Here is a 23,856-nt window from a genome sequence, read left to right as displayed (position 1 = left end):
TCTTATGAAACTCTTTTTGTATATCATGGGTGCATAGTAAATTGAGAGGATAAATAGGTAGTATGCAGTAATAATCACTGGATATTGTTTTTAAAATAGATACAAAAAATATAATATCGCTCAAAAACCTTGAAATAGTGATAAAATGTAATTATAAAATAATTTACATAATTATTTAAAGAATTAAAAATTCATTGCATGAGGTGGACAACATAACATGGTTGATTTCAAAAAATTAAGGTCCCAAAACGAAGCTTCTAAATCTACTGACCCAATAGAGATATTCAGAAGGCTCCCTAAACCGCAAGGTATTAACGATTTATATAGTAGTCAAACCGAAATTCTTCAGCAATGGTATAGTCGTCGAGATGAGCGTGATATGGTTATTAAATTACACACTGGAGGCGGTAAAACTTTAGTAGGTTTACTTATGGCCCAATCTACTCAAAATGAAACGGGGGAACCAATTCTTTATCTAGCACCCACTAAGCAATTGGTGCAACAAACCCTAGAAAAGGCTGAAGAGTTAGGCATTAAGGCTGTACCATATGAATCAGGGCAACCTCTCAATAATGATTTTGTAAATGGGAAGGCTATTATGATTGCCACATATAATGCATTATTCCACGGGAAAAGTAAGTTTGGTATTCGAGGGGGATCGATTCCACAAAAAGTAGGGGCTATTATTCTTGATGATGCACATGCAGCCTTCTCAGTAATCCGCGACTCTTTCACTCTTGAAGTAAAATCAAATGATAATAATGCTCGTTATTTATCTTTAGCGGATTTATTTCGTAAGTCTTTTAGAGAAATAGATAAGCTTGGAACATTGGAAGATATAATAGCTGGTTCTGATTACTCGATTCTAGAAATTCCTTATTGGGCCTGGCATGAGCAATTAGATGCTGTAAGAGAACAACTAAAGTCTGATAATGAGAAATATCCTCTAGTATGGTCCCTGTTGAGGGACCATCTTCACCTTTGTCATGCATTAATTAGTAAAAATTCCTTTACTATTACACCAATTCTACCTATGTTAAATATGTTTCCAACATTTCACGATGCACCTAGAAGAATATACATGTCAGCAACTATTGCTGATGATAGTGAAATTATTCGTACTTTTGACGCTAATCCAGAATCCGTCAAAAAACCTCTCAAGTCTCGTTCATTAGCAGGAATTAGCGAAAGAATGATTCTTATACCCGAATTAATGTCCTATGAGCATAAACAACAACATAGCGAAATAATTGTTAAATGGGCAGCAGATGTAAAAAAAGTTGGAAGTGTCATTCTTGTATCCTCAGATAAGAGTGCAGACACATGGAAAAGTATAGCTACTATTGCAAAAGGTTCAAGAGAAGTTGAGAGATTAGTTTCCGAACTACAGGAAGAAAGTATGAGAGGGCCAGTGGTTTTTGCCAATCGTTATGATGGGATTGATCTTCCTGGAGACTCCTGTCGACTATTGCTTATGAATGGCTTGCCATCAGGAACCTCTAATTATGAGCTTTTCAGGGCAAATACTTTGTACGGTGGTACTACAATCACTCGTATGTTAGCTCAAAGAATTGAACAAGGGATTGGAAGAGGAGCACGTGGATCAGGAGATCACTGTGTAATTTTACTAGTAGGAAAGGATATTTCATCATGGGTTGCAAAAGAAACTAACTTTAGATTTCTTACTAGTGCTACTCGTGCTCAATTAGATATGGGAATAGAGATTAGTAAAGAAATAAATACTCCGAGTGAACTTGTGGAGACTATTAATAGAAGTATTGATAGAGACAAGGATTGGGTTGAATACCATGCGGAGACTCTAGCTGAAATGGTTGACGAGGGAAAAACTAGCGAATACAATCTAATGCCAGCTATAACTGAAAGAAAAGCAGTAAATCTTTGGAGTGATGGATATCATGAGAATGCTGTTGCTAGACTTGAAAAAGCAATTAGGCAAACTGAAATGGGTGAGGATCCCCAACAAATAGGATGGTTTCAACAGTTAGCAGCTCGTATAACCGATAATTGGGGCAATACAGAAAGGGCTCTGGATTTACAACGTCAAGCCTACTCTAACAACCGAAACTTAATTAGACCAAAAGTTAGTCCACCATATCGTCCTTTAGCTTTACCGGGTTCTCAAGCAAAGGCGATTGTCAGAAACATAAGAGAATATCGACTACGTCAGGGATATTTACAATCCTTTGAAAGCATCGTCTCAAACCTACATTCAGATGCAACCGCTAATATATTTGAACAATCACTATGTGATTTAGCCACTGCTATAGGGTTAAGTTCTGAGCGTCACGATAGAAATGGAAAAGGGCCAGATCTTCTGTGGTTGTTACCTGAAAAAGTTGGATTTGTTATTGAAGCAAAGAGTAGAAAGAAAGAACAAAATGTACTAACAAAAGGGGAACACGGACAACTATTAGTAGCTTCTGAATGGTTTGCAAAAGAGTACCCAGATTATGAATGCATAAGAGTTAGTGTTCATCCTCAGAACCTAGCTAATTCTACAGCTATGGCAGAACATTCCTATGCCCTGACATATGAGAAACTTAACTCTTTAATTGCAGATACGCGAGTCCTTTTATCCACTTTGTGTAATTCTCAACTTGATGAAAATAATTTAGAAAGAGAGTGTGAACGTCTGTTGGAAAATTCTAATCTTCGTTCTGATTGTATTAAATATAACTATTTAGTACCCTTCAATAACAATTAGTAGATTAAAAGGGAGCAAGACATAAACATTTGATAATTGGATAAAAGAAAAGGGATAGATAATATTTTATCCCTTTTCTTTTTATCTGTCTGACTGCTGAAAGTGAAGTTAAAATGAGATAGATAAGATTTAGAGATAATATGGTTCTTATTGAAGAGTTAAACCAGAAAAATTAGAGGGGATAGGAGAAATAAATGGGACAAAGAGAAGATGCCATAAAGCTTCTTGAAGCGGCTAAGGAAATACTATCAAATGATAAAAAGAAGATATATTCCGGTTTATATCAACTAAAACAAGCTGCTTTACTTTTGAAGGAAGAGAACCTCCTTACATGGATTAATCTCGAATTAGGTGAAGCTAATTCTGTAAGAGAAGTTAAAAAAATAATGGATGAGGTAATGGAGTCAAACGAAAAGCATAAAAAATATGAACTGCCTACTACTATATTACAGGGAAGGAGTTTTGATTTTGAATCTTTTATATATAGTGGAGAAGCGGCTCATAAGATCTCACCAGCTTCAGGCGGCTTTAGATCTATAGAAGCCATTGAGAACATTTTTGAAACATCATTAAAAAAACACGGAAATAACGGAACGGAATATAAAAACAATGTCTTAGATCACTTGTCTCTCATTAGAAATATTGCATTAGAGAAGACGGTCAAATTATATAATGAAGTAACATATTCTGATTCTCTTAGAGATGGGTTCGATATTCTTAAAGAAAAAATTGATGACAAATTGTTAGACTTAAATCCTATTATTGCAGAACAGCTTATGCTTAGTTTCAAAGGTATGAATTCTAAAGTGGCAGAAGAACGATCACAAGCACTTACCACTGCCCGGAGGTTTCTAAAAGAATTAGCAGATACAATTTACCCTCCTCGCGAAACTCTTATTGGAGAAAGAAAATTAGGTGAAGAACAGTATGTCAATCGTATTTGGGCATTTATGGATGAAGCAATTGAGAGTAAAGGTGATAAGGCAAGTGCGAAGTCTTTAGTTGATTTGATTGGGTTAAATATCCAGAACTTATATAAAGGTACGAATAAAGGCGTTCATGCTGAAGTTAGTGAAGTCCAAAGTGTTTTATTTATCTTTCAAATCTATATTATGGTGGGATATTTACTTGACTACTTAAAAGAAACAAATAGGAAGGAAGAAAAAATAAACATTAACGATGCTACACTTGATGAACTTGAAAGTGCTTTAGAGGTAAGTAGAACAATAGCCAAAAAAATTGTAAAAGCTCGTGTAGTATATGGTGGAATAACTGAATTAAATTTAAAAGAAATTAATGGTGTCGGGGCGAAAACTATTGAAAAAGCTAAAGAGTTTTTTGTTTTCTAAAAATAAAAAGGGCATATTACAAAAGACGGAAATCAACCATTCGATTTCTGTCTTTTGTATATATGAGGAAGTAGCATTCGTAAACAAAGTTCGAAAAATACAATTATTCCACCAATGATATGACTCTTTATATTCATAACTCAATAGTATTGACTATGGTTTCTTGCTCTAGTAAAATCAAGGGATACAAAGGTGTCATAACTTATGTTCAAAAGCGAGGGCGAAAAAAATGAAATATGGCTATGCACGGGTGAGTACCCGCCAACAGGATCTGGAAGGACAGCTGCGTCAACTCGAGGAGGAACGCTGCGATCGGGTCTACTTTGAGAAAATCACCGGAACAAAAAGTGATCGTCCCGAATTTCAAAAACTCCTTCAGGAAATTGAGACAGGAGATACGTTAGTTGTAACGAAGCTGGACCGCTTCGCTCGCAGCACGCAAGACGCATTGAACACGATCAAGCTTTTATTCGAGAAGGGCGTTCGGATCAACGTGCTGAATTTAGGGATTATTGAAAATACGTCCACTGGAAGATTGATCTTCACAATCTTCAGTGCTTTTGCGGATTTTGAACGCGATCTGATTGTGGAGCGTACGCAGGAAGGGAAAGAACTGGCCAAGCAGAAACCCGACTTCCGGGAAGGCCGACCCAAAAAATTCAATCAGCAACAAATCAATCTGGCCATGAATCTATTGAAGGACCATTCCTACAAAGAGGTAGAAAAAATGACCGGAATCAGTAAGAGTACTTTGACGCGTAATAAGAGAAAACTGCAATTAAGTACGGAGGCTTAGAACCTTATTTAAGCTAAAAAATTAGATAGGAACATAGTTATTCAAATAGGATTCTGAACTGTTCAGTCCCTTCAGGAAGAAAATGTCTGGTATTAAAGGTGAGCATTATTATTGGGTGTCAAGGTTATTTGAAATTTAAAATATACTTTTCGCTGTGAAGCTTATATCAAGCTTATTCTAAGTTTATGACAATAATTATTTTATTGATATATATAAGTTGAACTGAATTATTTCATCTCCTACTACCTTCGCGGTATAATGACCTTAAAGAAGCTGACTCGCGAAGGAGTGGAGAAAAATGAACACTTTACACCAAGATGATGTTCCTGCTTTATTTACGTTGATGAAGGATACACGCGACAAACGTATGTACCAACGCTATCAAGCCGTGTATCTTTACTTGCAAGATTATTCCGCCGAGAAAATAGCCATAATCATTGGTCGATCTGAAAAAACCGTCTATAATTATGTGAATTCCTATAAGTAGCACGGAATAGAAGGATTAAAACCTGGAAAAGCACCTGGTGCTTCTTATAAATTAATACCGCAACAACGAGAAGAGTTAGTTCAGATCATTGTGAACCAACTTCCAGCCGATGTAATAGCTAACGTATTCTATTCATCGGTCGCTGAAATCCGCAAAAATGTCCAATCATTCCTCACAGGTGTCAATCAAATGCTCGATGTAGTAATTGACCGTTTGTGCATCAAAATGTAAATCATAGATTCAACTTATATAGGAGAAAATAAAAAATGAATACTGCACAAGTTAGAAGTTATTATGAAAAAAGAGAAAACGACGACTGTCCTTTGACTAAAAAGCTAATAAAAGCTGGTTATCAACAAAGTAAATATGAAGGTTATATGAATTTTGCGAAAAAACAGGGTGTAGAGGTTGATTATAGAAAAGGTGAGCCTAATCAATGGTGGCATTTGATTAAGTCATATTGTGACAGAAGTAAACCTGAAACTACATTTAGTAAATCAATAAAATGTGGTGAATTAATTTTTTGGATGGCCGAGGTCTCTAAATGTGTTGACTCATGTAAAATGGAAAAGTTAGTTGATGAAATTATTGCAAGCGGGACGACTAAAACCGTCAGAATAAAAACAATACCCACCGCTATGTATGATAGAGAAAAATGGAATGAAAAAATATATGATTTATGCTATGAAAGTATAAATCAGGTTGTAGAAGAATCATATTATAAAAAATAATTGATACATGAAATGAGATAAAGTCGTGTATCAAGAACCTTTTTAAAATAAGGTATATTTTTAACTCATTTTTATTATTTTAAATAAACGTTAAGGAGTAATTTAATATGGATTTAACTTTAGATACAGATTCAGGAAAATTAAATATTAGGGTAGCAGCATGGATAGAAAGCCAAAATAGTTTACTAGTTTCTAAATACGTTGATGGAATAATTTCTTTACCAGGTGGTAGAGTAAAATTTTCAGAGACTACTAGTAAAGCAGTAAAACGTGAAGTTTTGGAAGAAACTGGAGAAAAATTTTATGATGTAGAATTATTTTCAGTAATTGAAAATTTTTTCTTAGAAAAACAATCAAAAAAGGATTTTCATGAATTTCTTTTTGTTTATAAAGGTAAAATAAAAGAGAAAAAAGAATATCATGGTATAGATAATGATGATCAAGATATTACATGGGAATCTTTAAAAATTATAAATGAATTAAAACCTAGTATCTTTAGTGAGCTAGCTGGTTTCAAAAATAAAAATCATATAATTCACTTAGTAAATACTGATTAATGAAATGTATCCAAAATAATCACTATTAAGACAATTCTCAAAGTTTGATTCATACATGAAATTATTTAATTTCATGTATTAGGGCGAAGGAATCTATTTCAATCTATACGCTCATATTTTTTCCAACTATTGGTATTGCAAATCCCTATCTATCTATGAGGGTCGTATAAATAAAATACGTTAATAACCTTGTTTTTTAGTTTGAAGCACTCAAACTAAAAAACACACAACTTCTTTACATACATTCAGTATGTATGTATAATATGTTTATATCTTAAAGGAGAGTGATCTAAATGAAATGGAATAGTTTCTATCCTGTATTAATGACCAAAGAAATACAGAGAAGTAAGGAATTCTATATGGACTATTTGGGGTATTCAATCTCATTTGAGGCTGACTGGTATGTGAGCCTTATTAATACCCAAACTAATAGTGAATTAGCTCTACTTAATACCAATCATGAATCAATTCCTAAAGGTTTTGATAAGTCAGTACAAGGACTCTTATTAAACATAGAGGTAGACGATGTTGATACTATTTACCAAAAACTTATTGTTGAAAACAAATTGCCTGTTGAATTAGATATACGCAACGAAGTATTCGGACAACGTCATTTTATTATAAAAGACCCTAATAACATTCTTATAGATATAATCGAAGTTATACCTGCGGATGAAAGCTATACAAAACAATATAATAATGATAATCAAGGTGAATATTAATCATGGGACAGTACGTTTCACTCAAATATTATTTTGACAAGGAGTTAGCTGAAAGGTTAGCGACATTAATTTCATTAAACTATACATTGTTTCCTAATGAAATATTTATTGAAAATATTTCGAAGAGAGTAGAGAACAAAGAATTAAAAGCACGTGTTTTAATAATTGCAGAAGAATTACATGCAGCACTACCTAAAGAATATGATAAATCACTTATTATATTATTATCTATATTGGGACCCATAAACAAGACAGAAAAAGGAATGTTTACGAATGGCTACTTTCTTATGCCAATAGCACGCTATGTAGAATCTTATGGCACCAATCATGTTTCTTTATCTTTAGAAGCACTTCGTGAAATAACTCAAAGACACACCTCAGAATATGCAATCCGCCCATTTATTGTGAATAATACAAACGAATGTTTAGACTATTTTGATATATGGATAAAGGATAGTAGTCCTCATGTAAGACGACTGGTAAGCGAAGGAACACGCCCAAGATTACCTTGGGCCCAAAAAATAGACTATATAAATGGAGATATAAATCAAAATTTGTTATTGCTTGATTCATTAAAAAACGATTCGTCTGATTACGTCAGGAAATCTGTAGGCAATCATTTAAACGATTTATCTAAAGAAGAGCCAGATATCGTGTTATCATGGATACTGGAAAGACGAACAACTATGCCTCCGGCAGTTATAAAGAGAGGGCTACGCACTCTAGTTAAAAAGGAAGATCCCAGAGTACTAGACATAATAAATGAATTATAGAGAGGCAATTTAAAGTGAAGAAAACAAAAGAACAGGCTAATCAGACAAGGAAACAGTTAATAGAAATTGCAACAGATCTATTTACGGAAAATGGTTATTCAAAAGTTTCGTTGGAAGATATAGTCCAAGCTGCTCAATTGACACGTGGTGCAGTATATCACCATTTCAACAGCAAAAAAGGCTTGTTTTATGCTGTTTTCGAGCATGCACATCAAATGATTGCAGAAGAAATTAGTGCAGTAGACGAACAACATGATGATCAATTGGAGCAATTGATCGAAGGCTGCAAAATATTTATCGAAACTATTTCAAAGAAAAATATGTATAGGATTTTACTAGTAGATGGCCCGTCTGTTTTGGGATGGCAAACTTTTCGCAAATTTGATAGAGAAAATTCTATGAAACTATTACAAAATCAAATCGAACTGTTACAAGATAACGGTATCCTTCAGCATACTTCTTCAGTAGCATTGACACATGCTTTATCAGGAGCCATTAATGAAATTTCTATATGGGTGGCAGAAGAAAGTGATCAGAAAAAAGCAGTAGAAGACTCTATGGTTGTAATAGAAAGAATAATCCAGGGGTTCAAGAATCCCTAGTGAACTTAATACTATCAAGAAGGATTATAGCCATATTATTAATCATTTAAACTTTACTTTTTGATATATTTAAATTAAAGAAAAGAGCTTATTCACTCTATCAATAAAATAGGGCTGCAAAAATAATTTTGCAGCCCTATTTACCTATATTTAAGATACATGAAACTATGTAAAATAGTGTATTTTAAATTGGTAGGTCTGAGTTTATCCCAACAAGAATTCAGTAGAATTGTTTGTATTCAAGGAGGTGTTACCATGCCAACAAAACCAAAAATAAAAATAATAGATAATAACCTGAATTATTCATACCACCCCAAATCTTGATAAGAACAACTCTATTTCATCTGCAATATTGGATTTTTGGCAGAGCTATTATTTTTTCCCTTTCAAAACGTCTCTTAGAGACGAAAAGAAGCACGGAATGCGATTGTTATTGTGTTTTTGGGCATACTAATCCCTTTGTTCGAACGTTTTTTTTAAATTTGCGGGGTCTCCTCACCAAGACAAGGATTGAATTTGCCGTAGGATATGAAAAAATTCATCTTGGTAGACATGATGGGTGCTGAGTTTTAGCATCATGCGTCTTCCGCTGTGGATCAGTTTCCCAGCGATCTTGAAAAACCGAAGACGAATACTTTGTATCTGTAGGCCTTTGGTCTTTTCCGGGAAAGCTAGTGTGCGTATAAAATTGTTGATGTTATAGGAAAGGACGCTGACCATCATGCGGACGGCATTCTCCAAGAAATGAGAACTGTCCGTCTTGTCGAAGAAGAAGCCATTTTTGGCTTCCTTGATGAAATTCTCCATCGTACCTCTCTTCCAATACGTTTGGTAGACTTGTTCAGTCGAGACAACATCGGATAGATTGGTGATAATGAATTCATGGTGGAAAATCAGTTCATTTGCTTCCCTGACAGAACGAATGCAAACCCTACGATCATGCTTCCAAGTGCCGGCTTGGTAGCGAATGGAGTAGAAATGCTCTTCCTTCTGACTCCATTCGGTCTCATCCCCAACTTGAACAAACTGTTCCGCGAACTTATGCAAGCGGGCATTCCGTTTGAGCCGAATGACGTACTGATGCTCTTTTTCTTCACAGAGGTCATACAGTTCCGGCGCTGCAAAGCCACTATCTGCGCGGACAAGAATGGTGCTGACTGGAGCGGTCTGATTATAGTGTTCAAGAAGCGGATTCAAAAAATCGGCTGCCCCGGTTGAGCAGTATGTGTTTCCGGAACGCAGTTCCGCCTTCAGAAAGTCCTTGGTCAGACCATCAAAGGCAACGAGCGGATGATAACCGGTTGTTTGATAATGTGTGTTAAAGGCCGTTTCTTCTTGATCGCCGTAGGTGTCACTATATGTGGAATCCAAATCCAAAACCAGTTCTGTTGCATTACGTTGTATGCGTACCTTATCCAGCATCGCTTGATTGAGCGCTTGTAGCTGCAAAAGCGCATCGGGACTCTCACTAATGCGATCCCAAAAACGCGAAAGCGAAGGTTGTGAAGCCAATGTACTTTTTTCAAGCATCTGCTGGAAGAAAGGATCATGACGTAAGATGTTGGCAGATGCATCGGTATCATAGCCTGCAATTAATTGGAAAATCAGTTGTTCAAGGATGGTTTCATTTGAATGTGTAGGTAAAAGACGGGAGTCTTGAAAATGAAGCTTTCTCTCCATCAACTGTTCGAATCCGATTGAATAAAGGAATTCTTTAACTAAAACGAGACCAGCATCCGTGGAGAGATTACCTCCAGTATTTGTAACCGTCATTTTTTTGTTGAAGTTTAGCGTATTTTCGTGTAAAGTTGCCATTGAGAGAACCCCTTTCTTTGGTTGTTGGTCGTACATTAACCATAACAGATTGGGGTTCTTTTTTCACACCTTTTGGGTGTGAACTGGAAAGACAAAATATGTTGGAAGACTAACGTTTCAAGACGTTTTCTGAAAATCTATGAATAATTCAGGAATAATGAACTGAGAAAAGAAATTGATGAAATATATGAAAATATGAATCAGATAAACGTAGCAAAATGGTCTTTATCAATGGCAAAACATATCTTGAAAATTGTTAATATAGATTATAAATCAATAAATGAGATAGAAGAAGGATTTAGGATAAATGAATTATGGCAAATAAAAGAAGCCAGAATGTACGATGTAAGACAAGCAGGTTTCAAAATCCACAAAATTGCTCGTGAAAGTGATTCAGAAATAAGTAAAACTGCATTAAGGGTAGTTGGCCAAGCTGTAGGAAGTGGCCATATGAAAGAACACGCAATGGTAGCTTCTGATTACGCAGTAAAGACTATAGGATTAATGAGTTCTAATGATTTAGAGTCAATTACTCTTGAACGAGAATGGCAACTTAATGAAATAAATAAATTTTTATAAAAAGATATTAAAATAACCTCTTCAAATTCAATAAATGAGTTTGTCTTAATGCTAATTAAGACAAACTCATAAAAACAATCTTTCTATACTTTCTATTTTGAAATATCTTCAACAAATGCTATTTTATTACCGTCTGGATCTATTACTTCGAACATCTTAATAATTTCTGGATATTCAATAACTTCGCTATGTTCTATATCATTCTTATCACACAAGTTACTTTGCATTTCGATATTATTTACACTAATAATAACAGTTGCTTTACCTATTCGGTCTGGATTAGTGGTATCAACGGTTACCTGTATCCACCCATTCTCTGAAATCTGCCATTCAGCTACACCTTCCATCGGAACAAAATCCGCATCACGTCCTAGTAACTTTTTGTACCACTCGAGAGCTTTTTCTTGGTCGTTGACTTGCAAAACTGCAAATACACTATTCATATTTGACTTTGACATAAAATCTCCTTCTTTCTTTTTTGGGTCTGAGATAACTTGAATCTTTTTTAGCTAAACTAGTTTATTTATTAATTATTAATTATACCCTAACTTTGGAATCATTAATTTAATATAATTAGCTATTATTTCTCAGTTTGTCTAAATTGCACTTAAGACAAACTCAATAAAAATTATTTATCGAATTTTTATGTGTTCATTTATATGATTTGATTAATATTTTAAAACTCATTATCTACCAATGGTTTACCATCTCGATCAACTAATAATGTCATCGCTGATCCAAAACCTGAACTAAGTGACATATATAAAACACCCGTTTTATTATCTCTAATCACTTCATAAGTTGGCGAAAATCCTTGATTTTCAATAACTTCAAAGCGCTTGTTACCCTTACTTTTATTTTCTTTACTCATTTTTTCACCTCTTTTCTCAATTTGTCATATTTACTATTAAGACAAACTCGTTCTTTTGTTAAAATTATTTTTTAACTTTTAAATATCGTAATATTATAATGAAAAATATTAATAGTGGTATATTAAATATAACTCGTAAATTCATATTTTAGCTACTTTCGATAGCGTAAAATATCTTGTGTAAATAGATATTTAGGGTAGAAAAAAAGAAAGTCCATTCTGTAAAATTAAAGTTACCACAACCGAAATTTTATAGGAGGACTTTCTCATGCCCAATTTTACTACAGAAATTATGGAAACACTAATCAATAAAGGTGATTTAGATGAATTATTTCGATGTCATTTAGAATTAGCTGTTAATTCATTATTGCAGGCTGAATTAACAGCTTTTCTTGATTATGAAAAATATGATCGTGCTGGGTTCAATTCAGGTAATTCCCGTAATGGGAATTATTCACGTTCATTCAGAACAGAGTATGGAGAATTAAATTTGGTGATTCCTAGAGATAGAAATGGTAAGTTTTCTCAACAAACTTTACCTGCTTATAAAAGAACCAATGACTCTTTAGAAACCACTATTATTCAGCTATTTCAAAAAGGAATTACTATGTCTGAAATCTCTGAATTGATTGAAAAAATGTACGGGCATCACTATACGCCACAAACCATTTCAAATATGACTAAAATAGTTTCTGAAGATATTATTGCCTTTAAAGAAAGGTCCCTAGAATCCAGATACTCTGTCATTTTTATGGATGCTACTCACATTCCTTTAAAAAGACAAACTGTTTCAAAAGAAGCAGTTTATATTGTAATTGGCATTCGATTAGATGGAACCAAAGAGGTTCTTGGGTTTAGTCTTGCTCCAACTGAATCTGCTTATGTTTGGAAAGAGATTCTTCAAGACCTAAAATACCGTGGTTTAAAAGAGGTTTTATTAGTCGTAACTGATGGTTTAAGTGGCATTAACGATAGTATTCATAGTGTTTATCCAAATGCTCAATTTCAACAATGTTGTGTCCATATATCTAGAAATATCGCTCATAAGGTTCGTGTTAGTGATCGACAAGAAATTTGTAGCGATTTCAAATTAGTTTATCAAGCAAGTTCAAAAGAAGAAGCAAATAATCAAATAAGGTTTATGATAGATAAATGGAAAAAGCAGTATCCACGAGTGGTTAAATTGCTCATGAATCCTGCTATATTAACCTTTTATAATTTTCCTCCGTCAATCAGAAGAACTATTTATTCAACTAATTTGATTGAAGGTTTTAACAAACAATTAAAGAAATATACCAAAAGAAAAGAGCAATTTCCTAATGAAGAATCTCTGGAGAGATTTCTAGTATCTCAATTCAACAACTATAATCAAAAGTTTCTATGCCGAGTTCATAAAGGTTTTAAAGAAATACATGATACATTAGAATCAATGTTTTAACTTGATCAACAGAATGGGCTTTTCCATTTACACATAATTCTTGACGCAACCCTACTTTCTAAAGTTTACTATTGCATATTTATTTACTGATGTACAATATATAAATTATATGGCCTAAATAGTAGTTTTAAGTTTAATATTTATTATTTTATTTAGAGTATTTTTGCTTAATTTTATGATACATTTTTATAGTAAATGAAATTAAAAGATAGATAAGAATTCCGTTAACTAAGAATGCTAAAGGATTAAGATACATTGAAGTAAATGGGCTCGACCCAATACCAGTTGCAGTATCATAAAGAGTTAAAAACGATATAGGAAAACCAACTTCATATTGGAAATTATCAATAAACTTAAAAGGTAAAAAGTATGATAAAACTATCTCAATCCAAAAAGCTATATTCAATCGCTTCCAGTTAATTTTATTCATGCAGACCCCCCTTTCGTTAAATAACAATTATTCGTGACTCATAATATAAACTATGTGCATTAGACATAGAATTAAATATTTAAAATTATTACTCTTTATCAACACCTAATGCAAAAGAAGACTTATCTATTTTACTCCTGATTAATAAGCAATGTATAGATTTTCCTTCAACCCGATAATCACTATATATTTCTATATCCTCATCTTTTTCAAATACAACTTCTGCATTTCCCCTATCAACTAAAGTTATCGCAAATGGTTCTACACTATAATCTGAAACAATATTTCCTCTTTCATCTACTATGTAATCATAAACTTCAAACTCAGTAGTTTCAAAATTCAGGGCTTCAATTTCAATTTATAGTTTTGAGTTTTACTTAATTGATATTAAGACAAATTCATTAAGACTTATTATTTTGTTATCTAATGAAGTCTATTATGTTTTTTTCGTATTCTCTTGGATAATTACTAAATATTTCAACATGTTTACTATCATCAACAGTAAACATTTCTTTATTAGAGTGAGATATAGTATTATAAATCTCTTCTCCCATAAAGTATGGAGTTACAGTATCTGCTTTAGAATTTATAATTAAAATAGGGACTTCTGTTTTATCTATATAATTCAAAACATTGGTATCTTCATAAGAAAACCCTAACTTTAACCTTGTAACAAGGTTTCCTGTAAACATCAGAAAATCTAATGGAATCCCTACATCTTGCATTTCAGAAGAAATAACATAACTCATATTACTAAGAGGGGAATCAAGAATAGCAAAATCTATATGTTCGTTTGCATGCTCAGTTCCTAAATAAATACCGGCTGTTTGACTTCCTAATGAAAATCCTAAAATTCCTAGTTTCTGATTTTCATCTAATATCTCATCTAAATACGTGACATAATCCAGTAAATCATGTTGCTCGAGATAGCCGTAGGTAGTATAATCTGCCACATTATCTCCAGAATTTCTCTGGTCGTAGGAAAGGATATTATATCCATTCTTTAGTAACATATCAGCAACTGGGTAATACGTTTTTCGGTCATCACCTAATCCATGAATCATTATAATTGTAGGAGCTTTCTCTTTTCCATTAATAGTAATATAATCGGCTGGGATGTCATGACCATCTAAAGTAGATTCAATCGTTATTTGTTCAATACCATAACTCGATTCAAATTGTTCAATATCAAAATTTACTTTTTCAAAAGATGGTGGCTCTGCATCAACATTGACTATACTGTTATCAAAAACAGTCATTCCCACAAAATATCCAAATCCAATAATACCAATAAACAAGATGATTCCAATAACTAATCCAAACTTTTTAGCATTTTTTTTCATGATAATCCTCCTATTGAAGATAGTATTCATTAATAGCTATTCAAATTTAAACATTTTCTCAATTGTTGTTCCTAAACTTTTGGAGATTGAATATGCTAATTTTAAAGTAGGATCATACTTGTTATTTTCTATTGCATTTATTGTTTGACGTGTAACACCACAAATGCGAGCTAATTCTTCTTGAGTTAAATTTCTTTTTTTTCGCTCTCTTTCAATATTATTGAGCATTAACTTCCTCCAACCTTTTTTTGGTTTAAAAATAAACTTATACCAAAAATAATCATCATCCACGATACAGCTGAACCAGCTGAAAAAACAGATCCGTCGAAGTGAAGAATATTCCATAATCTTGTTAATTGTGATACATCAGCAACATTTACACTAATCTGAATAATGTAATATACAAAGAATAATATGATTGCGATAAAAAAAGATTGTGTAGCACTTTTTAGGACAATATAATTTTCTCGTTCGTCTTTTTTCTTAACATATGCATAATAAAGAGCATAAGATCCATAAATAGAAGAAATAATTGCTAAAGCAAAAAATAGATATGTAGAGATTTCGTAGACAATAGCACCATTCATAATAGTACCTCCTAGTTTTTTAAATGTAAAATGTTCTTTACATTTAAATTATAAGAGCATTTGACATAAATGTCAAATGCTCTTTACTTTTTTCTTCTGAGTTTGTCTTAATTAGCATTAAGACAAACTAGGGATAAGTTTTTCGATAAAGTATGTTTAATTTACTGATAAAGTTCATCATTATTGATTAGGTGTTTCCGCTGATTAGTTTTTACAAACAAAACGAGTACAGCCAAAAGAATAAACATCCAAAAACTTAAGATTAATGTATTTAAATGGGATCCATAATTTGGAAATAAACTAATAGAGACATTGATCATGGTGTGAAACACTAGAGCTGAAAGTAATTTTCTTCCACCATAAATATAATTATAAACCATGGCTATTCTCATAAAGATATTTAAAATTAGCATGCCAACAATCCAGCTAAAGGAATGCTCCCAACTCCAAGGAATAATATGCCATATCCCCCAAACAGAACCAATGAGTACCCCTGATTTAGTTGGTCCGTATGTCTTCACTAAAGGACCAGTTAAAATCGAAGTCCATCCAAACTCTTCAGGGATTGCACCTAAAAAATATAAAAGAAACATAAAAAGAATTTCACTATACGGAATAATAATTGTAGGTGACAACGGCAAGGCTCCTATTTTCATTGTAAAATAAGTCAGTAGAACAATTATCGGCATACAAAATAAACTAAAAAGAATAGACCATACTTTAAAGTTTTTAATAGCAAAGACACTCGCAAATAAGTTTTTTATTCCGTCTACCCCAAATTGATTATAAGCATAGAATAACGATAAAAAAAACGGGACAAAAATCATTAGAAAACTAATCGGTAGTCCAAAGGGTAGGTTTTCAACAGGAAAAAAAACACCTAAAAGATAAAAAGGAATTGAAAGAATAAGTGTAAATAATAGAAATAATAAATATCTTAACGGCTTTTTTTCTTTCATCTTTAACCTCCCAGAATGATTGAGTTTTACTCAATTCTTAATGTGACAAACTCAGTTTCTGCTTTATAAATACATGAAATTGCTTAAAGTCGTGTATATAAAACCTTATTATCTCAAGGGAATATATACACGTTTTTTTAAGTAAGGAAACCTGAATATTTTAATCGACACTTATAATAGACAGCGAAAAATCAATCAGATCAATACCTAGTAAGTGTTGATTTTAGTAGACTCTTATCAGATAGTTGATTAGTTTTAATTATTTTTTTTGCTCTAAAAGGATCGGAATTATATTTAATAAAATCGATACAATCGTTAAACCCCATAGGACTGTTGTCATAGTAGGTACTGCATCTAATAAAGCAGCCCAATCTTTTACCTTTACCCAACCGGATATCATGCTGTACCCTGCAACAAGCGTCAGTGCTGTGAATGATAACCCCATTGCCATTGCTAATTTATAATCTTTGCCTACTCCTGAATTATTCATAGATTTTCAGAAAACGTCTTGAAACGTTAGTCTTCCAACATATTTTGTCTTTCCAGTTCACACCCAAAAGGTGTGAAAAAAGAACCCCAATCTGTTATGGTTAATGTACGACCAACAACCAAAGAAAGGGGTTCTCTCAATGGCAACTTTACACGAAAATACGCTAAACTTCAACAAAAAAATGACGGTTACAAATACTGGAGGTAATCTCTCCACGGATGCTGGTCTCGTTTTAGTTAAAGAATTCCTTTATTCAATCGGATTCGAACAGTTGATGGAGAGAAAGCTTCATTTTCAAGACTCCCGTCTTTTACCTACACATTCAAATGAAACCATCCTTGAACAACTGATTTTCCAATTAATTGCAGGCTATGATACCGATGCATCTGCCAACATCTTACGTCATGATCCTTTCTTCCAGCAGATGCTTGAAAAAAGTACATTGGCTTCACAACCTTCGCTTTCGCGTTTTTGGGATCGCATTAGTGAGAGTCCCGATGCGCTTTTGCAGCTACAAGCGCTCAATCAAGCGATGCTGGATAAGGTACGCATACAACGTAATGCAACAGAACTGGTTTTGGATTTGGATTCCACATATAGTGACACCTACGGCGATCAAGAAGAAACGGCCTTTAACACACATTATCAAACAACCGGTTATCATCCGCTCGTTGCCTTTGATGGTCTGACCAAGGACTTTCTGAAGGCGGAACTGCGTTCCGGAAACACATACTGCTCAACCGGGGCAGCCGATTTTTTGAATCCGCTTCTTGAACACTATAATCAGACCGCTCCAGTCAGCACCATTCTTGTCCGCGCAGATAGTGGCTTTGCAGCGCCGGAACTGTATGACCTCTGTGAAGAAAAAGAGCATCAGTACGTCATTCGGCTCAAACGGAATGCCCGCTTGCATAAGTTCGCGGAACAGTTTGTTCAAGTTGGGGATGAGACCGAATGGAGTCAGAAGGAAGAGCATTTCTACTCCATTCGCTACCAAGCCGGCACTTGGAAGCATGATCGTAGGGTTTGCATTCGTTCTGTCAGGGAAGCAAATGAACTGATTTTCCACCATGAATTCATTATCACCAATCTATCCGATGTTGTCTCGACTGAACAAGTCTACCAAACGTATTGGAAGAGAGGTACGATGGAGAATTTCATCAAGGAAGCCAAAAATGGCTTCTTCTTCGACAAGACGGACAGTTCTCATTTCTTGGAGAATGCCGTCCGCATGATGGTCAGCGTCCTTTCCTATAACATCAACAATTTTATACGCACACTAGCTTTCCCGGAAAAGACCAAAGGCCTACAGATACAAAGTATTCGTCTTCGGTTTTTCAAGATCGCTGGGAAACTGATCCACAGCGGAAGACGCATGATGCTAAAACTCAGCACCCATCATGTCTACCAAGATGAATTTTTTCATATCCTACGGCAAATTCAATCCTTGTCTTGGTGAGGAGACCCCGCAAATTTAAAAAAAACGTTCGAACAAAGGGATTAGTATGCCCAAAAACACAATAACAATCGCATTCCGTGCTTCTTTTCGTCTCTAAGAGACGTTTTGAAAGGGAAAAAATAATAGCTCTGCCAAAAATCCAATATTGCAGATGAAATAGAGTTGTTCTTATCAAGATTTGGGGTGGTATGAATAATTCAGGTATATCTAATATTCCTTTTCCAAAGTTCTTTTGCTACGAGATCTTCCATTTTTGATTTTGATTTAATCGCCTGCATTATTTTTCTTCTTTGTTCAGGAGTAATTTTATCAACCATAATTAGGACCTCCAAACTATATCAAAAGTGTATCATGCCACTTAAGCGTATTCTTTTTGGAAAATCAAATGAGAAGATAGCGACTTGTTGTTTAAAAAAACATTTAAATTATACAAATGTGCGGATTTGTCCTTTTTATTTTTAGTTTACATAAGACAGGTTCTAATGAAAAGTATTTTAATACATTTTATAGACAGCATTTTGAGCTAAATAGGATCCATATGCCAACTTTTTCATTTATTAGCTTTTAACTTAACGTCACGATCCTCTAAAGTTTTATAGTTTAATTCATATTCGCGGCGTAATTCTTCAGGCATACCGTTTACGTACTCGTTAATTAATAATTCTAAAGCACCTTTTTGACTTTTGGCTAATCCCATCAATGAAAGAGATTGTAGTTGATTTCGAATGTGATTGTTTATTCTGATATTTGCATAGTAGGTAACAGATTCAGTTTTTGTAATCTGCTCTTTCTTACTTTCTTTTTTTAAATCATCTTGAGTAAAAGTTTCATTGGGTCTGATGTTTTTTCCTCTGTCAAGTGACTTGCCTTTACTTGTTCGAAGAAGACTATCCATGTTGTCCATATATTTCTCGAGCCTCCATTCTACTAATCAGCTCATCAGTAACCTCTTTATATTTTTCATTTACGCGTTTGTCATGCATATCTTCTAAAGTGATACCTGTAATATCATAACGTTTCAATCGTTCCATGGTTCTAATAGTATTTTTAAACATATTTTTTTCGCCGAATATATTTTGGGCTGCTTTTAACGTGCTAATATCCACGGGTGCACCGTTCTTTAATAATACAGGTAATATACCAACTACATCTAATGTTGGCGCCTGGTATAAACCGATAATTTCATCTCTCATGTAATTCACAAATGATTCAGCACCCTGTAGTGAACGTTCGTGGGTCTGTAAGACAATTACGCAGTAATCAGACATAACTAACGCACTGTCTGTGATTAGACTGATAGTAGGCGGAATATCAACAATAATGTATTCATATTTATCTCTTAACGGTTTTACTAAACCAGCAAGATAGTAAACTCTATCCGCATAATTACTTATTTTTTCCATAAAGCGCGGATAAAGAGCAAAATCTGCCGCTGAGGGTATCAAATCTAGGTTATCTTTAATGGGAACAATGGTAGAAAGTAGGTCTTCATCTCTAATAGCTGCCATCAACGTTTTTTCAAAGATAGCCACTTTACCGGTTACAACTTCTTTAGTTTTTAAATAAAGGTTAGTGGCATTTCCTTGAGGGTCGAGATCTAGAAGCAACGTCTTGTGACCTTGTTGTGCTAATTGATAGCCAATCATGGTTGCATTCGAGGTCTTACCCGTTCCGCCTTTGAAATTTCCAAATGTAATTATCCGTGATTTCATTAATTATCCTCCTCGATGTGTACATGTATACATTATAAAGGAAAATTTAAAAAAAAGTATTAAAACAATTTAAATGTTATTTCTGACGTAAAAATACTAAAGAGTACAAATACTAAAAACCACTAATACTAATGCACTTAAATACTATTGTATACATTTTTTGGGCATGAACATTGATATACAAAGGGATGCGGTTACAAATAGAAGGGTAAAAATACACATGTATGCATGTATACATGTGTTAATGTACTAATGTACTAATGTAAAAAAGAACAAAAATACTAAAAAAACGTTGATATAACAACATTTTATCTGGTTTACATCGAAAAAAAAAAATAGTATATTTGAAACGAAATGTTTAATTGAATACAAAAAAAGCCCCACAGACGGGAATCTGTAGGACAACAATAAAGTAGATGTTTTGTGTTGCCATTATATCAAGAATAATTATATAGGGCAAAGGCTTTTTTTAAAATCGTTGGAGCCAAGCAGCGATCTATTAATTTAGAAACCAAGTAGAAAGGTTAAGCATTGGCCGCCGCAATAAATAATGCTAGGGGACCAAGGGCATTTCTGTGTGCATGCTCTCCCCGAATGGTGACTGCGACCGTTAACGGCAGGGGTGGTAATCCTGGGTCGAAAGCCCGGTAGCCGAAAACAATGCTCTTAGGGAGGATTTTAAGAGGGTTTTCTGCGTGTTTAAAGACACCAACGCACACAGATGTGACATACGCGAACGAACGATCCGACGCTAGCTTGACTATACATGTTGTGCCCTAGATTGTAATACAACTTTTTGTTCTATTGCTTGTCTAGGGCACAACTATGCTTATTTGCTCACTCACTCACCTCTGCTAGCATGGCTGGATCCACTAATCAAGCTATTTAACTTAAATAATCTTAGTTTACTTAATTTAGATACATGAAACTATGTAGTTTAATGTATTGATACGTCATAATAACTAGAATAAGATACTTATTATACTGATGTTTGTGGCAAGATAGACGTACATACAATTGCAGCGCAAAAGTACATAACTCCGCAAGCAGCTTAGGGTAAAATAAAAAGCCATTGCGGGCGTCCTGAAATTCCTCTAAAGTTATAGTTCCGACACTGTAACTGGAGGTAAGAAAGGGAATGCTCGCAATGACCGATATTAATACTATCAGAAATCTACGAAACAATCACGATAAATCTATTCAACACATAGCTGACGAATTGGAAATCAACTGGCGCACCGCAAAAAAGTATGCAGATGAGGATCTTTTACCTGAGCCGAAGGTCCGAAAGAAAACGGGCATGATGTATGTGGAACACTGGGGAGGCATCGTTGCTCTCTGGCTTTCTGAAGATTCTAAGCTCCCGAAGAAGAAGCGTAGGACCGTTGACTTTATGACTAAAGAATTGAAGAACCAGGGGTTCCCCGGTTCGTATCGCACGGTTTGTGATTTCGTTAGGGACTGGAAAGCCACTCACTACGTTGAAGCCAATGAAGATCAAGGCTTTGAGCGTTTGGAACATCCTCCGGCGGAAGCGCAGCTGGATTTTGGCACCATGGAGGTCTGCCATGAAGGAGCCTTTAAGGATATCAAAGCACTCGTGATGTCTTTTCCTTATAGTAACGGCGGATTTGCGGTGGCATTACCAGCGGAGAATCAAGAGTGTCTACTTGAAGGAATGAAGGAGCTATTCCGACAAGTTGGCGGCGTCCCACGAAAAATTCGCATTGATAATATGTCTACGGCAGTAACGCAAGTAAAGTCGAAGACGGAACCAGCAGTGTTAACGGATGGGTTTCTGCAGTTCGCTACGCATTATGGGTTTGAGACACAGGTGTGCAACCCTAGAAGCGGAAATGAAAAAGGCAGCGTAGAAAATAAAGTCGGCTATGTTCGCTACAACTTCTTTCCGGCCACTCCAATCATGAAGGACTTCGCAAGCTTTAATGAGGCATTGGCGGTTCAATTAGCGAAAGACAGGGAACGCGTTCATTATGAGAAACATGTACTTATCAGTGAACTCTGGCTTGAGGAAAAAGCGGATCTTTTGGCATTGCCCGATGTCGCATATCCAGTCTTCAAGGAAATCGAAGTAAAAGCCAATAAGTACAACGAAATCAAGCTGGATGGCGAGCGAATCCATGTTCCTCGCGCCCGGAACCATTCCATCATCTACGGGCTGCTTCGCTTTGACTCCTATCAACTGGTTAGCACGGATGGTGAAATTATCGCTGAAGGCCCCCGGCCCTACATGATGAAGAAACGAGCGATTGACTGGCAAGCAATACTACTCGATTGGCGGCGCAAATTGCGTGCGATGCATTACTCTCGTTACTGGAAATATCTACCCGAACGCATCAAGCTCTATCTCAGCCATCCCGATTGGAAAGAACAGGCAAAGCGTGTAGATCAGCTTCTCGTTTTTCTCGTCACCAACGATATGTTAGGTATTGATCAGAACTTCTACGACCTTATCGGTTCTTCGAAAGAAACGGATGCCTATGATGTGGATTGGAATGACTATGATGCATTTCTCAAGTCATCTAATGGGGAGGCGGCGAGTTGATGGAAACCGATCGTTTAGAAGAGGTTTGTAAGCAGTTGCGGCTCTCTCATATTCCTAGAGTCATTGGAACGGAGGGCTTTGAAACCAAAGAAGATTGGTTGCTATTCCTGTTAGAGAATGAATTGAAGTGCCGGGAAGAACTAAAGACAGCTCGGCTCTTCAAACAGGCCAAATTCCCTGTACGCCGGACTTTAGACAACTACGACTGGCATGATCATATCACGCTGCCAAATCCGACCACAAAGGAAGAGTTAATCAGCCTCTCCTTTATCCGCCAAAAAGAAAACGCCGTTTTCGTGGGTACCCCAGGAACTGGTAAGACGCATTTAGCTTGTGCTCTTGGCCAAATGGCCACGCATGCTGGTGTTGAAACACGCTTCTGGCGAGTCTCTGAATTGGTGGGAGAATTGGAACGTCAATGGAAGAACAACACGTTGGAGACCTTCAAGCACCGCTTTGACAAGGTGAAGTTGGTTATCCTAGATGAGATGGGCTATGTGCCGTTCACTAAGGAAGGTGCCGAGTTGCTCTTCCAGCTGATCAGTGATTGGTATGAAACGAAAAGTATCATCATCACCAGTAATTTGGAGTTCAGCCAATGGAATAAGGTGTTTATCGATACACGTTTGACGGCGGCATTGGTGGACCGCTTAATTCATCACGCACACATTTTAAGCTTCACCGGAGAGAGCTTCCGGCTCAAAAACGCTCTATCAAGACCAAAATAATCAGAGAAAAATTTCAGGCGCAAAGGTGTGTACTTTTTCTTTGCAATATTGTGTAGGAAGGTCTTGCAAAACACAACTGAATGCAAATCAAAAAAATTGGAGGAATTATTATGTTTCTAATATTAGGAATTATTGCT

25 protein-coding genes are annotated in these 23,856 nt (G+C 35.1%); 14 read left to right on the top strand and 11 right to left on the bottom strand.

The genetic code is table 11. From position 1 onward, the window contains the following. Positions 1-217 precede the first annotated feature (217 nt). The 9 genes from AC4BC7_RS17250 (at position 218) to AC4BC7_RS17210 (ending at position 8,742) form a co-directional block, all read left to right on the top strand. Positions 218-2,725: a DEAD/DEAH box helicase gene (locus tag AC4BC7_RS17250; RefSeq protein WP_490504477.1), complete on the top strand. Its 2,508-nt coding sequence runs from the start codon at positions 218-220 to the stop codon at positions 2,723-2,725. Positions 2,726-2,919: 194 nt separating this feature from the next. Further along, positions 2,920-4,074 carry a ComEA family DNA-binding protein gene (locus tag AC4BC7_RS17245; protein ID WP_490504475.1) on the top strand — a complete coding sequence of 385 codons (1,155 nt, stop codon included), beginning with the start codon at positions 2,920-2,922 and terminating at the stop codon, positions 4,072-4,074. 229 nt (positions 4,075-4,303) lie between these two features. Beyond that, positions 4,304-4,870 (top strand): recombinase family protein, encoded by a 567-nt coding sequence (locus tag AC4BC7_RS17240; RefSeq protein WP_490504473.1) that lies wholly within the window; start codon positions 4,304-4,306, stop codon positions 4,868-4,870. 298 nt (positions 4,871-5,168) lie between these two features. Further along, the gene (locus AC4BC7_RS17235) at positions 5,169-5,357 is read left to right on the top strand and encodes a terminase gpP N-terminus-related DNA-binding protein (RefSeq protein ID WP_490504472.1); all 189 of its coding nucleotides are present in this window, start codon (positions 5,169-5,171) and stop codon (positions 5,355-5,357) included. A gap of 266 nt (positions 5,358-5,623) precedes the next feature. Then, positions 5,624-6,088, top strand: coding sequence for a hypothetical protein (locus AC4BC7_RS17230; RefSeq protein WP_490504471.1), 465 nt, complete (start codon positions 5,624-5,626; stop codon positions 6,086-6,088). A 107-nt stretch (positions 6,089-6,195) separates the two neighbouring features. Next, a complete protein-coding gene (locus AC4BC7_RS17225; RefSeq protein WP_490504470.1) occupies positions 6,196-6,645 on the top strand; it encodes an NUDIX domain-containing protein in 450 nt (149 codons plus the stop codon). 293 nt (positions 6,646-6,938) lie between these two features. After that, positions 6,939-7,367 carry a VOC family protein gene (locus AC4BC7_RS17220; protein ID WP_431398950.1) on the top strand — a complete coding sequence of 143 codons (429 nt, stop codon included), beginning with the start codon at positions 6,939-6,941 and terminating at the stop codon, positions 7,365-7,367. A 2-nt stretch (positions 7,368-7,369) separates the two neighbouring features. Beyond that, positions 7,370-8,140, top strand: coding sequence for a DNA alkylation repair protein (locus AC4BC7_RS17215; RefSeq protein WP_490504469.1), 771 nt, complete (start codon positions 7,370-7,372; stop codon positions 8,138-8,140). Positions 8,141-8,154: 14 nt separating this feature from the next. Continuing rightward, the gene (locus AC4BC7_RS17210; protein WP_490504468.1) at positions 8,155-8,742 is read left to right on the top strand and encodes a TetR/AcrR family transcriptional regulator; all 588 of its coding nucleotides are present in this window, start codon (positions 8,155-8,157) and stop codon (positions 8,740-8,742) included. Between the two features lie 495 nt (positions 8,743-9,237). Here AC4BC7_RS17210 and AC4BC7_RS17205 read toward each other — a convergent pair whose 3' ends face one another. Further along, complete coding sequence (locus AC4BC7_RS17205; RefSeq protein ID WP_490504466.1) at positions 9,238-10,557, bottom strand: IS1380 family transposase; 1,320 nt, start codon at positions 10,555-10,557, stop codon at positions 9,238-9,240. Between the two features lie 195 nt (positions 10,558-10,752). Here AC4BC7_RS17205 and AC4BC7_RS17200 point away from each other — a divergent pair, with 195 nt between their 5' ends. Further along, positions 10,753-11,136, top strand: a complete 384-nt coding sequence (locus tag AC4BC7_RS17200; RefSeq protein WP_490504464.1) for a putative immunity protein — start codon at positions 10,753-10,755, stop codon at positions 11,134-11,136. Between the two features lie 92 nt (positions 11,137-11,228). Here the strand turns inward: AC4BC7_RS17200 and AC4BC7_RS17195 are convergent, their stop codons facing one another. Both AC4BC7_RS17195 and AC4BC7_RS17190 read right to left on the bottom strand, forming a co-directional pair. Beyond that, positions 11,229-11,594 (bottom strand): VOC family protein, encoded by a 366-nt coding sequence (locus AC4BC7_RS17195; protein WP_239745700.1) that lies wholly within the window; start codon positions 11,592-11,594, stop codon positions 11,229-11,231. Positions 11,595-11,812: 218 nt separating this feature from the next. Beyond that, positions 11,813-12,007: a DUF6440 family protein gene (locus AC4BC7_RS17190; RefSeq protein ID WP_311982608.1), complete on the bottom strand. Its 195-nt coding sequence runs from the start codon at positions 12,005-12,007 to the stop codon at positions 11,813-11,815. Positions 12,008-12,275: 268 nt separating this feature from the next. Here AC4BC7_RS17190 and AC4BC7_RS17185 point away from each other — a divergent pair, with 268 nt between their 5' ends. Next, positions 12,276-13,445 carry an IS256 family transposase gene (locus AC4BC7_RS17185; RefSeq protein WP_176244453.1) on the top strand — a complete coding sequence of 390 codons (1,170 nt, stop codon included), beginning with the start codon at positions 12,276-12,278 and terminating at the stop codon, positions 13,443-13,445. A gap of 148 nt (positions 13,446-13,593) precedes the next feature. Here AC4BC7_RS17185 and AC4BC7_RS17180 read toward each other — a convergent pair whose 3' ends face one another. The 6 genes from AC4BC7_RS17180 to AC4BC7_RS17155 form a co-directional block, all read right to left on the bottom strand. Next, positions 13,594-13,875: a hypothetical protein gene (locus AC4BC7_RS17180; RefSeq protein ID WP_490504513.1), complete on the bottom strand. Its 282-nt coding sequence runs from the start codon at positions 13,873-13,875 to the stop codon at positions 13,594-13,596. Positions 13,876-14,294: 419 nt separating this feature from the next. Beyond that, complete coding sequence (locus AC4BC7_RS17175) at positions 14,295-15,218, bottom strand: alpha/beta hydrolase (RefSeq protein ID WP_490504512.1); 924 nt, start codon at positions 15,216-15,218, stop codon at positions 14,295-14,297. A 36-nt stretch (positions 15,219-15,254) separates the two neighbouring features. Then, the gene (locus AC4BC7_RS17170) at positions 15,255-15,446 is read right to left on the bottom strand and encodes a helix-turn-helix transcriptional regulator (protein WP_420505252.1); all 192 of its coding nucleotides are present in this window, start codon (positions 15,444-15,446) and stop codon (positions 15,255-15,257) included. Next, complete coding sequence (locus AC4BC7_RS17165) at positions 15,446-15,805, bottom strand: hypothetical protein (RefSeq protein ID WP_490504511.1); 360 nt, start codon at positions 15,803-15,805, stop codon at positions 15,446-15,448. The genes AC4BC7_RS17170 and AC4BC7_RS17165 overlap by 1 nt, the downstream gene beginning before the upstream one ends. Positions 15,806-15,966: 161 nt before the next feature. Further along, positions 15,967-16,764 (bottom strand): CPBP family glutamic-type intramembrane protease, encoded by a 798-nt coding sequence (locus tag AC4BC7_RS17160; RefSeq protein WP_490504510.1) that lies wholly within the window; start codon positions 16,762-16,764, stop codon positions 15,967-15,969. A 259-nt stretch (positions 16,765-17,023) separates the two neighbouring features. Next, entirely contained in the window at positions 17,024-17,254 is a 231-nt protein-coding gene (locus AC4BC7_RS17155) for a hypothetical protein (RefSeq protein WP_490504509.1), read from the bottom strand. 139 nt (positions 17,255-17,393) lie between these two features. Between AC4BC7_RS17155 and AC4BC7_RS17150 the strand changes: the two genes are divergently transcribed. Next, entirely contained in the window at positions 17,394-18,713 is a 1,320-nt protein-coding gene (locus tag AC4BC7_RS17150) for an IS1380 family transposase (RefSeq protein WP_490504466.1), read from the top strand. Positions 18,714-19,263: 550 nt separating this feature from the next. On the opposite strand, the gene AC4BC7_RS17145 is transcribed toward AC4BC7_RS17150, so the two are convergent. Both AC4BC7_RS17145 and AC4BC7_RS17140 read right to left on the bottom strand, forming a co-directional pair. Beyond that, a complete protein-coding gene (locus AC4BC7_RS17145; RefSeq protein WP_490504508.1) occupies positions 19,264-19,617 on the bottom strand; it encodes a DUF5388 domain-containing protein in 354 nt (117 codons plus the stop codon). Continuing rightward, positions 19,601-20,425: a ParA family protein gene (locus AC4BC7_RS17140; protein WP_490504507.1), complete on the bottom strand. Its 825-nt coding sequence runs from the start codon at positions 20,423-20,425 to the stop codon at positions 19,601-19,603. The genes AC4BC7_RS17145 and AC4BC7_RS17140 overlap by 17 nt, the downstream gene beginning before the upstream one ends. Positions 20,426-21,563: 1,138 nt before the next feature. Between AC4BC7_RS17140 and istA the strand changes: the two genes are divergently transcribed. Next, positions 21,564-22,991 carry an IS21 family transposase gene (gene istA, locus AC4BC7_RS17135; protein ID WP_093365140.1) on the top strand — a complete coding sequence of 476 codons (1,428 nt, stop codon included), beginning with the start codon at positions 21,564-21,566 and terminating at the stop codon, positions 22,989-22,991. Beyond that, complete coding sequence (gene istB / locus AC4BC7_RS17130; RefSeq protein ID WP_490502869.1) at positions 22,991-23,719, top strand: IS21-like element helper ATPase IstB; 729 nt, start codon at positions 22,991-22,993, stop codon at positions 23,717-23,719. The genes istA and istB overlap by 1 nt, the downstream gene beginning before the upstream one ends. Positions 23,720-23,856 lie beyond the last annotated feature (137 nt).

This window comes from Enterococcus sp. AMC1623 (genome assembly GCF_058216495.1).
Note: the sequence above shows the minus strand (reverse complement) of the source record. Positions and strands in the feature narration are given on the sequence as shown.

Bases quoted from the DNA above. Each gene is read 5' to 3' on its own strand.
- AC4BC7_RS17250 (WP_490504477.1), top strand. From the start codon at position 218: ATGGTTGATTTCAAAAAATTAAGGTCCCAAAACGAAGCTTCTAAATCT.
- AC4BC7_RS17245 (WP_490504475.1), top strand. From the start codon at position 2,920: ATGGGACAAAGAGAAGATGCCATAAAGCTTCTTGAAGCGGCTAAGGAA.
- AC4BC7_RS17240 (WP_490504473.1), top strand. From the start codon at position 4,304: ATGAAATATGGCTATGCACGGGTGAGTACCCGCCAACAGGATCTGGAA.
- AC4BC7_RS17235 (WP_490504472.1), top strand. From the start codon at position 5,169: ATGAACACTTTACACCAAGATGATGTTCCTGCTTTATTTACGTTGATG.
- AC4BC7_RS17230 (WP_490504471.1), top strand. From the start codon at position 5,624: ATGAATACTGCACAAGTTAGAAGTTATTATGAAAAAAGAGAAAACGAC.
- AC4BC7_RS17225 (WP_490504470.1), top strand. From the start codon at position 6,196: ATGGATTTAACTTTAGATACAGATTCAGGAAAATTAAATATTAGGGTA.
- AC4BC7_RS17220 (WP_431398950.1), top strand. From the start codon at position 6,939: ATGAAATGGAATAGTTTCTATCCTGTATTAATGACCAAAGAAATACAG.
- AC4BC7_RS17215 (WP_490504469.1), top strand. From the start codon at position 7,370: ATGGGACAGTACGTTTCACTCAAATATTATTTTGACAAGGAGTTAGCT.
- AC4BC7_RS17205 (WP_490504466.1), bottom strand. From the start codon at position 10,557: ATGGCAACTTTACACGAAAATACGCTAAACTTCAACAAAAAAATGACG.
- AC4BC7_RS17200 (WP_490504464.1), top strand. From the start codon at position 10,753: ATGAATCAGATAAACGTAGCAAAATGGTCTTTATCAATGGCAAAACAT.
- AC4BC7_RS17195 (WP_239745700.1), bottom strand. From the start codon at position 11,594: ATGTCAAAGTCAAATATGAATAGTGTATTTGCAGTTTTGCAAGTCAAC.
- AC4BC7_RS17190 (WP_311982608.1), bottom strand. From the start codon at position 12,007: ATGAGTAAAGAAAATAAAAGTAAGGGTAACAAGCGCTTTGAAGTTATT.
- AC4BC7_RS17185 (WP_176244453.1), top strand. From the start codon at position 12,276: ATGCCCAATTTTACTACAGAAATTATGGAAACACTAATCAATAAAGGT.
- AC4BC7_RS17180 (WP_490504513.1), bottom strand. From the start codon at position 13,875: ATGAATAAAATTAACTGGAAGCGATTGAATATAGCTTTTTGGATTGAG.
- AC4BC7_RS17175 (WP_490504512.1), bottom strand. From the start codon at position 15,218: ATGAAAAAAAATGCTAAAAAGTTTGGATTAGTTATTGGAATCATCTTG.
- AC4BC7_RS17170 (WP_420505252.1), bottom strand. From the start codon at position 15,446: ATGCTCAATAATATTGAAAGAGAGCGAAAAAAAAGAAATTTAACTCAA.
- AC4BC7_RS17165 (WP_490504511.1), bottom strand. From the start codon at position 15,805: ATGAATGGTGCTATTGTCTACGAAATCTCTACATATCTATTTTTTGCT.
- AC4BC7_RS17160 (WP_490504510.1), bottom strand. From the start codon at position 16,764: ATGAAAGAAAAAAAGCCGTTAAGATATTTATTATTTCTATTATTTACA.
- AC4BC7_RS17155 (WP_490504509.1), bottom strand. From the start codon at position 17,254: ATGAATAATTCAGGAGTAGGCAAAGATTATAAATTAGCAATGGCAATG.
- AC4BC7_RS17150 (WP_490504466.1), top strand. From the start codon at position 17,394: ATGGCAACTTTACACGAAAATACGCTAAACTTCAACAAAAAAATGACG.
- AC4BC7_RS17145 (WP_490504508.1), bottom strand. From the start codon at position 19,617: ATGGACAACATGGATAGTCTTCTTCGAACAAGTAAAGGCAAGTCACTT.
- AC4BC7_RS17140 (WP_490504507.1), bottom strand. From the start codon at position 20,425: ATGAAATCACGGATAATTACATTTGGAAATTTCAAAGGCGGAACGGGT.
- istA (WP_093365140.1), top strand. From the start codon at position 21,564: ATGCTCGCAATGACCGATATTAATACTATCAGAAATCTACGAAACAAT.
- istB (WP_490502869.1), top strand. From the start codon at position 22,991: ATGGAAACCGATCGTTTAGAAGAGGTTTGTAAGCAGTTGCGGCTCTCT.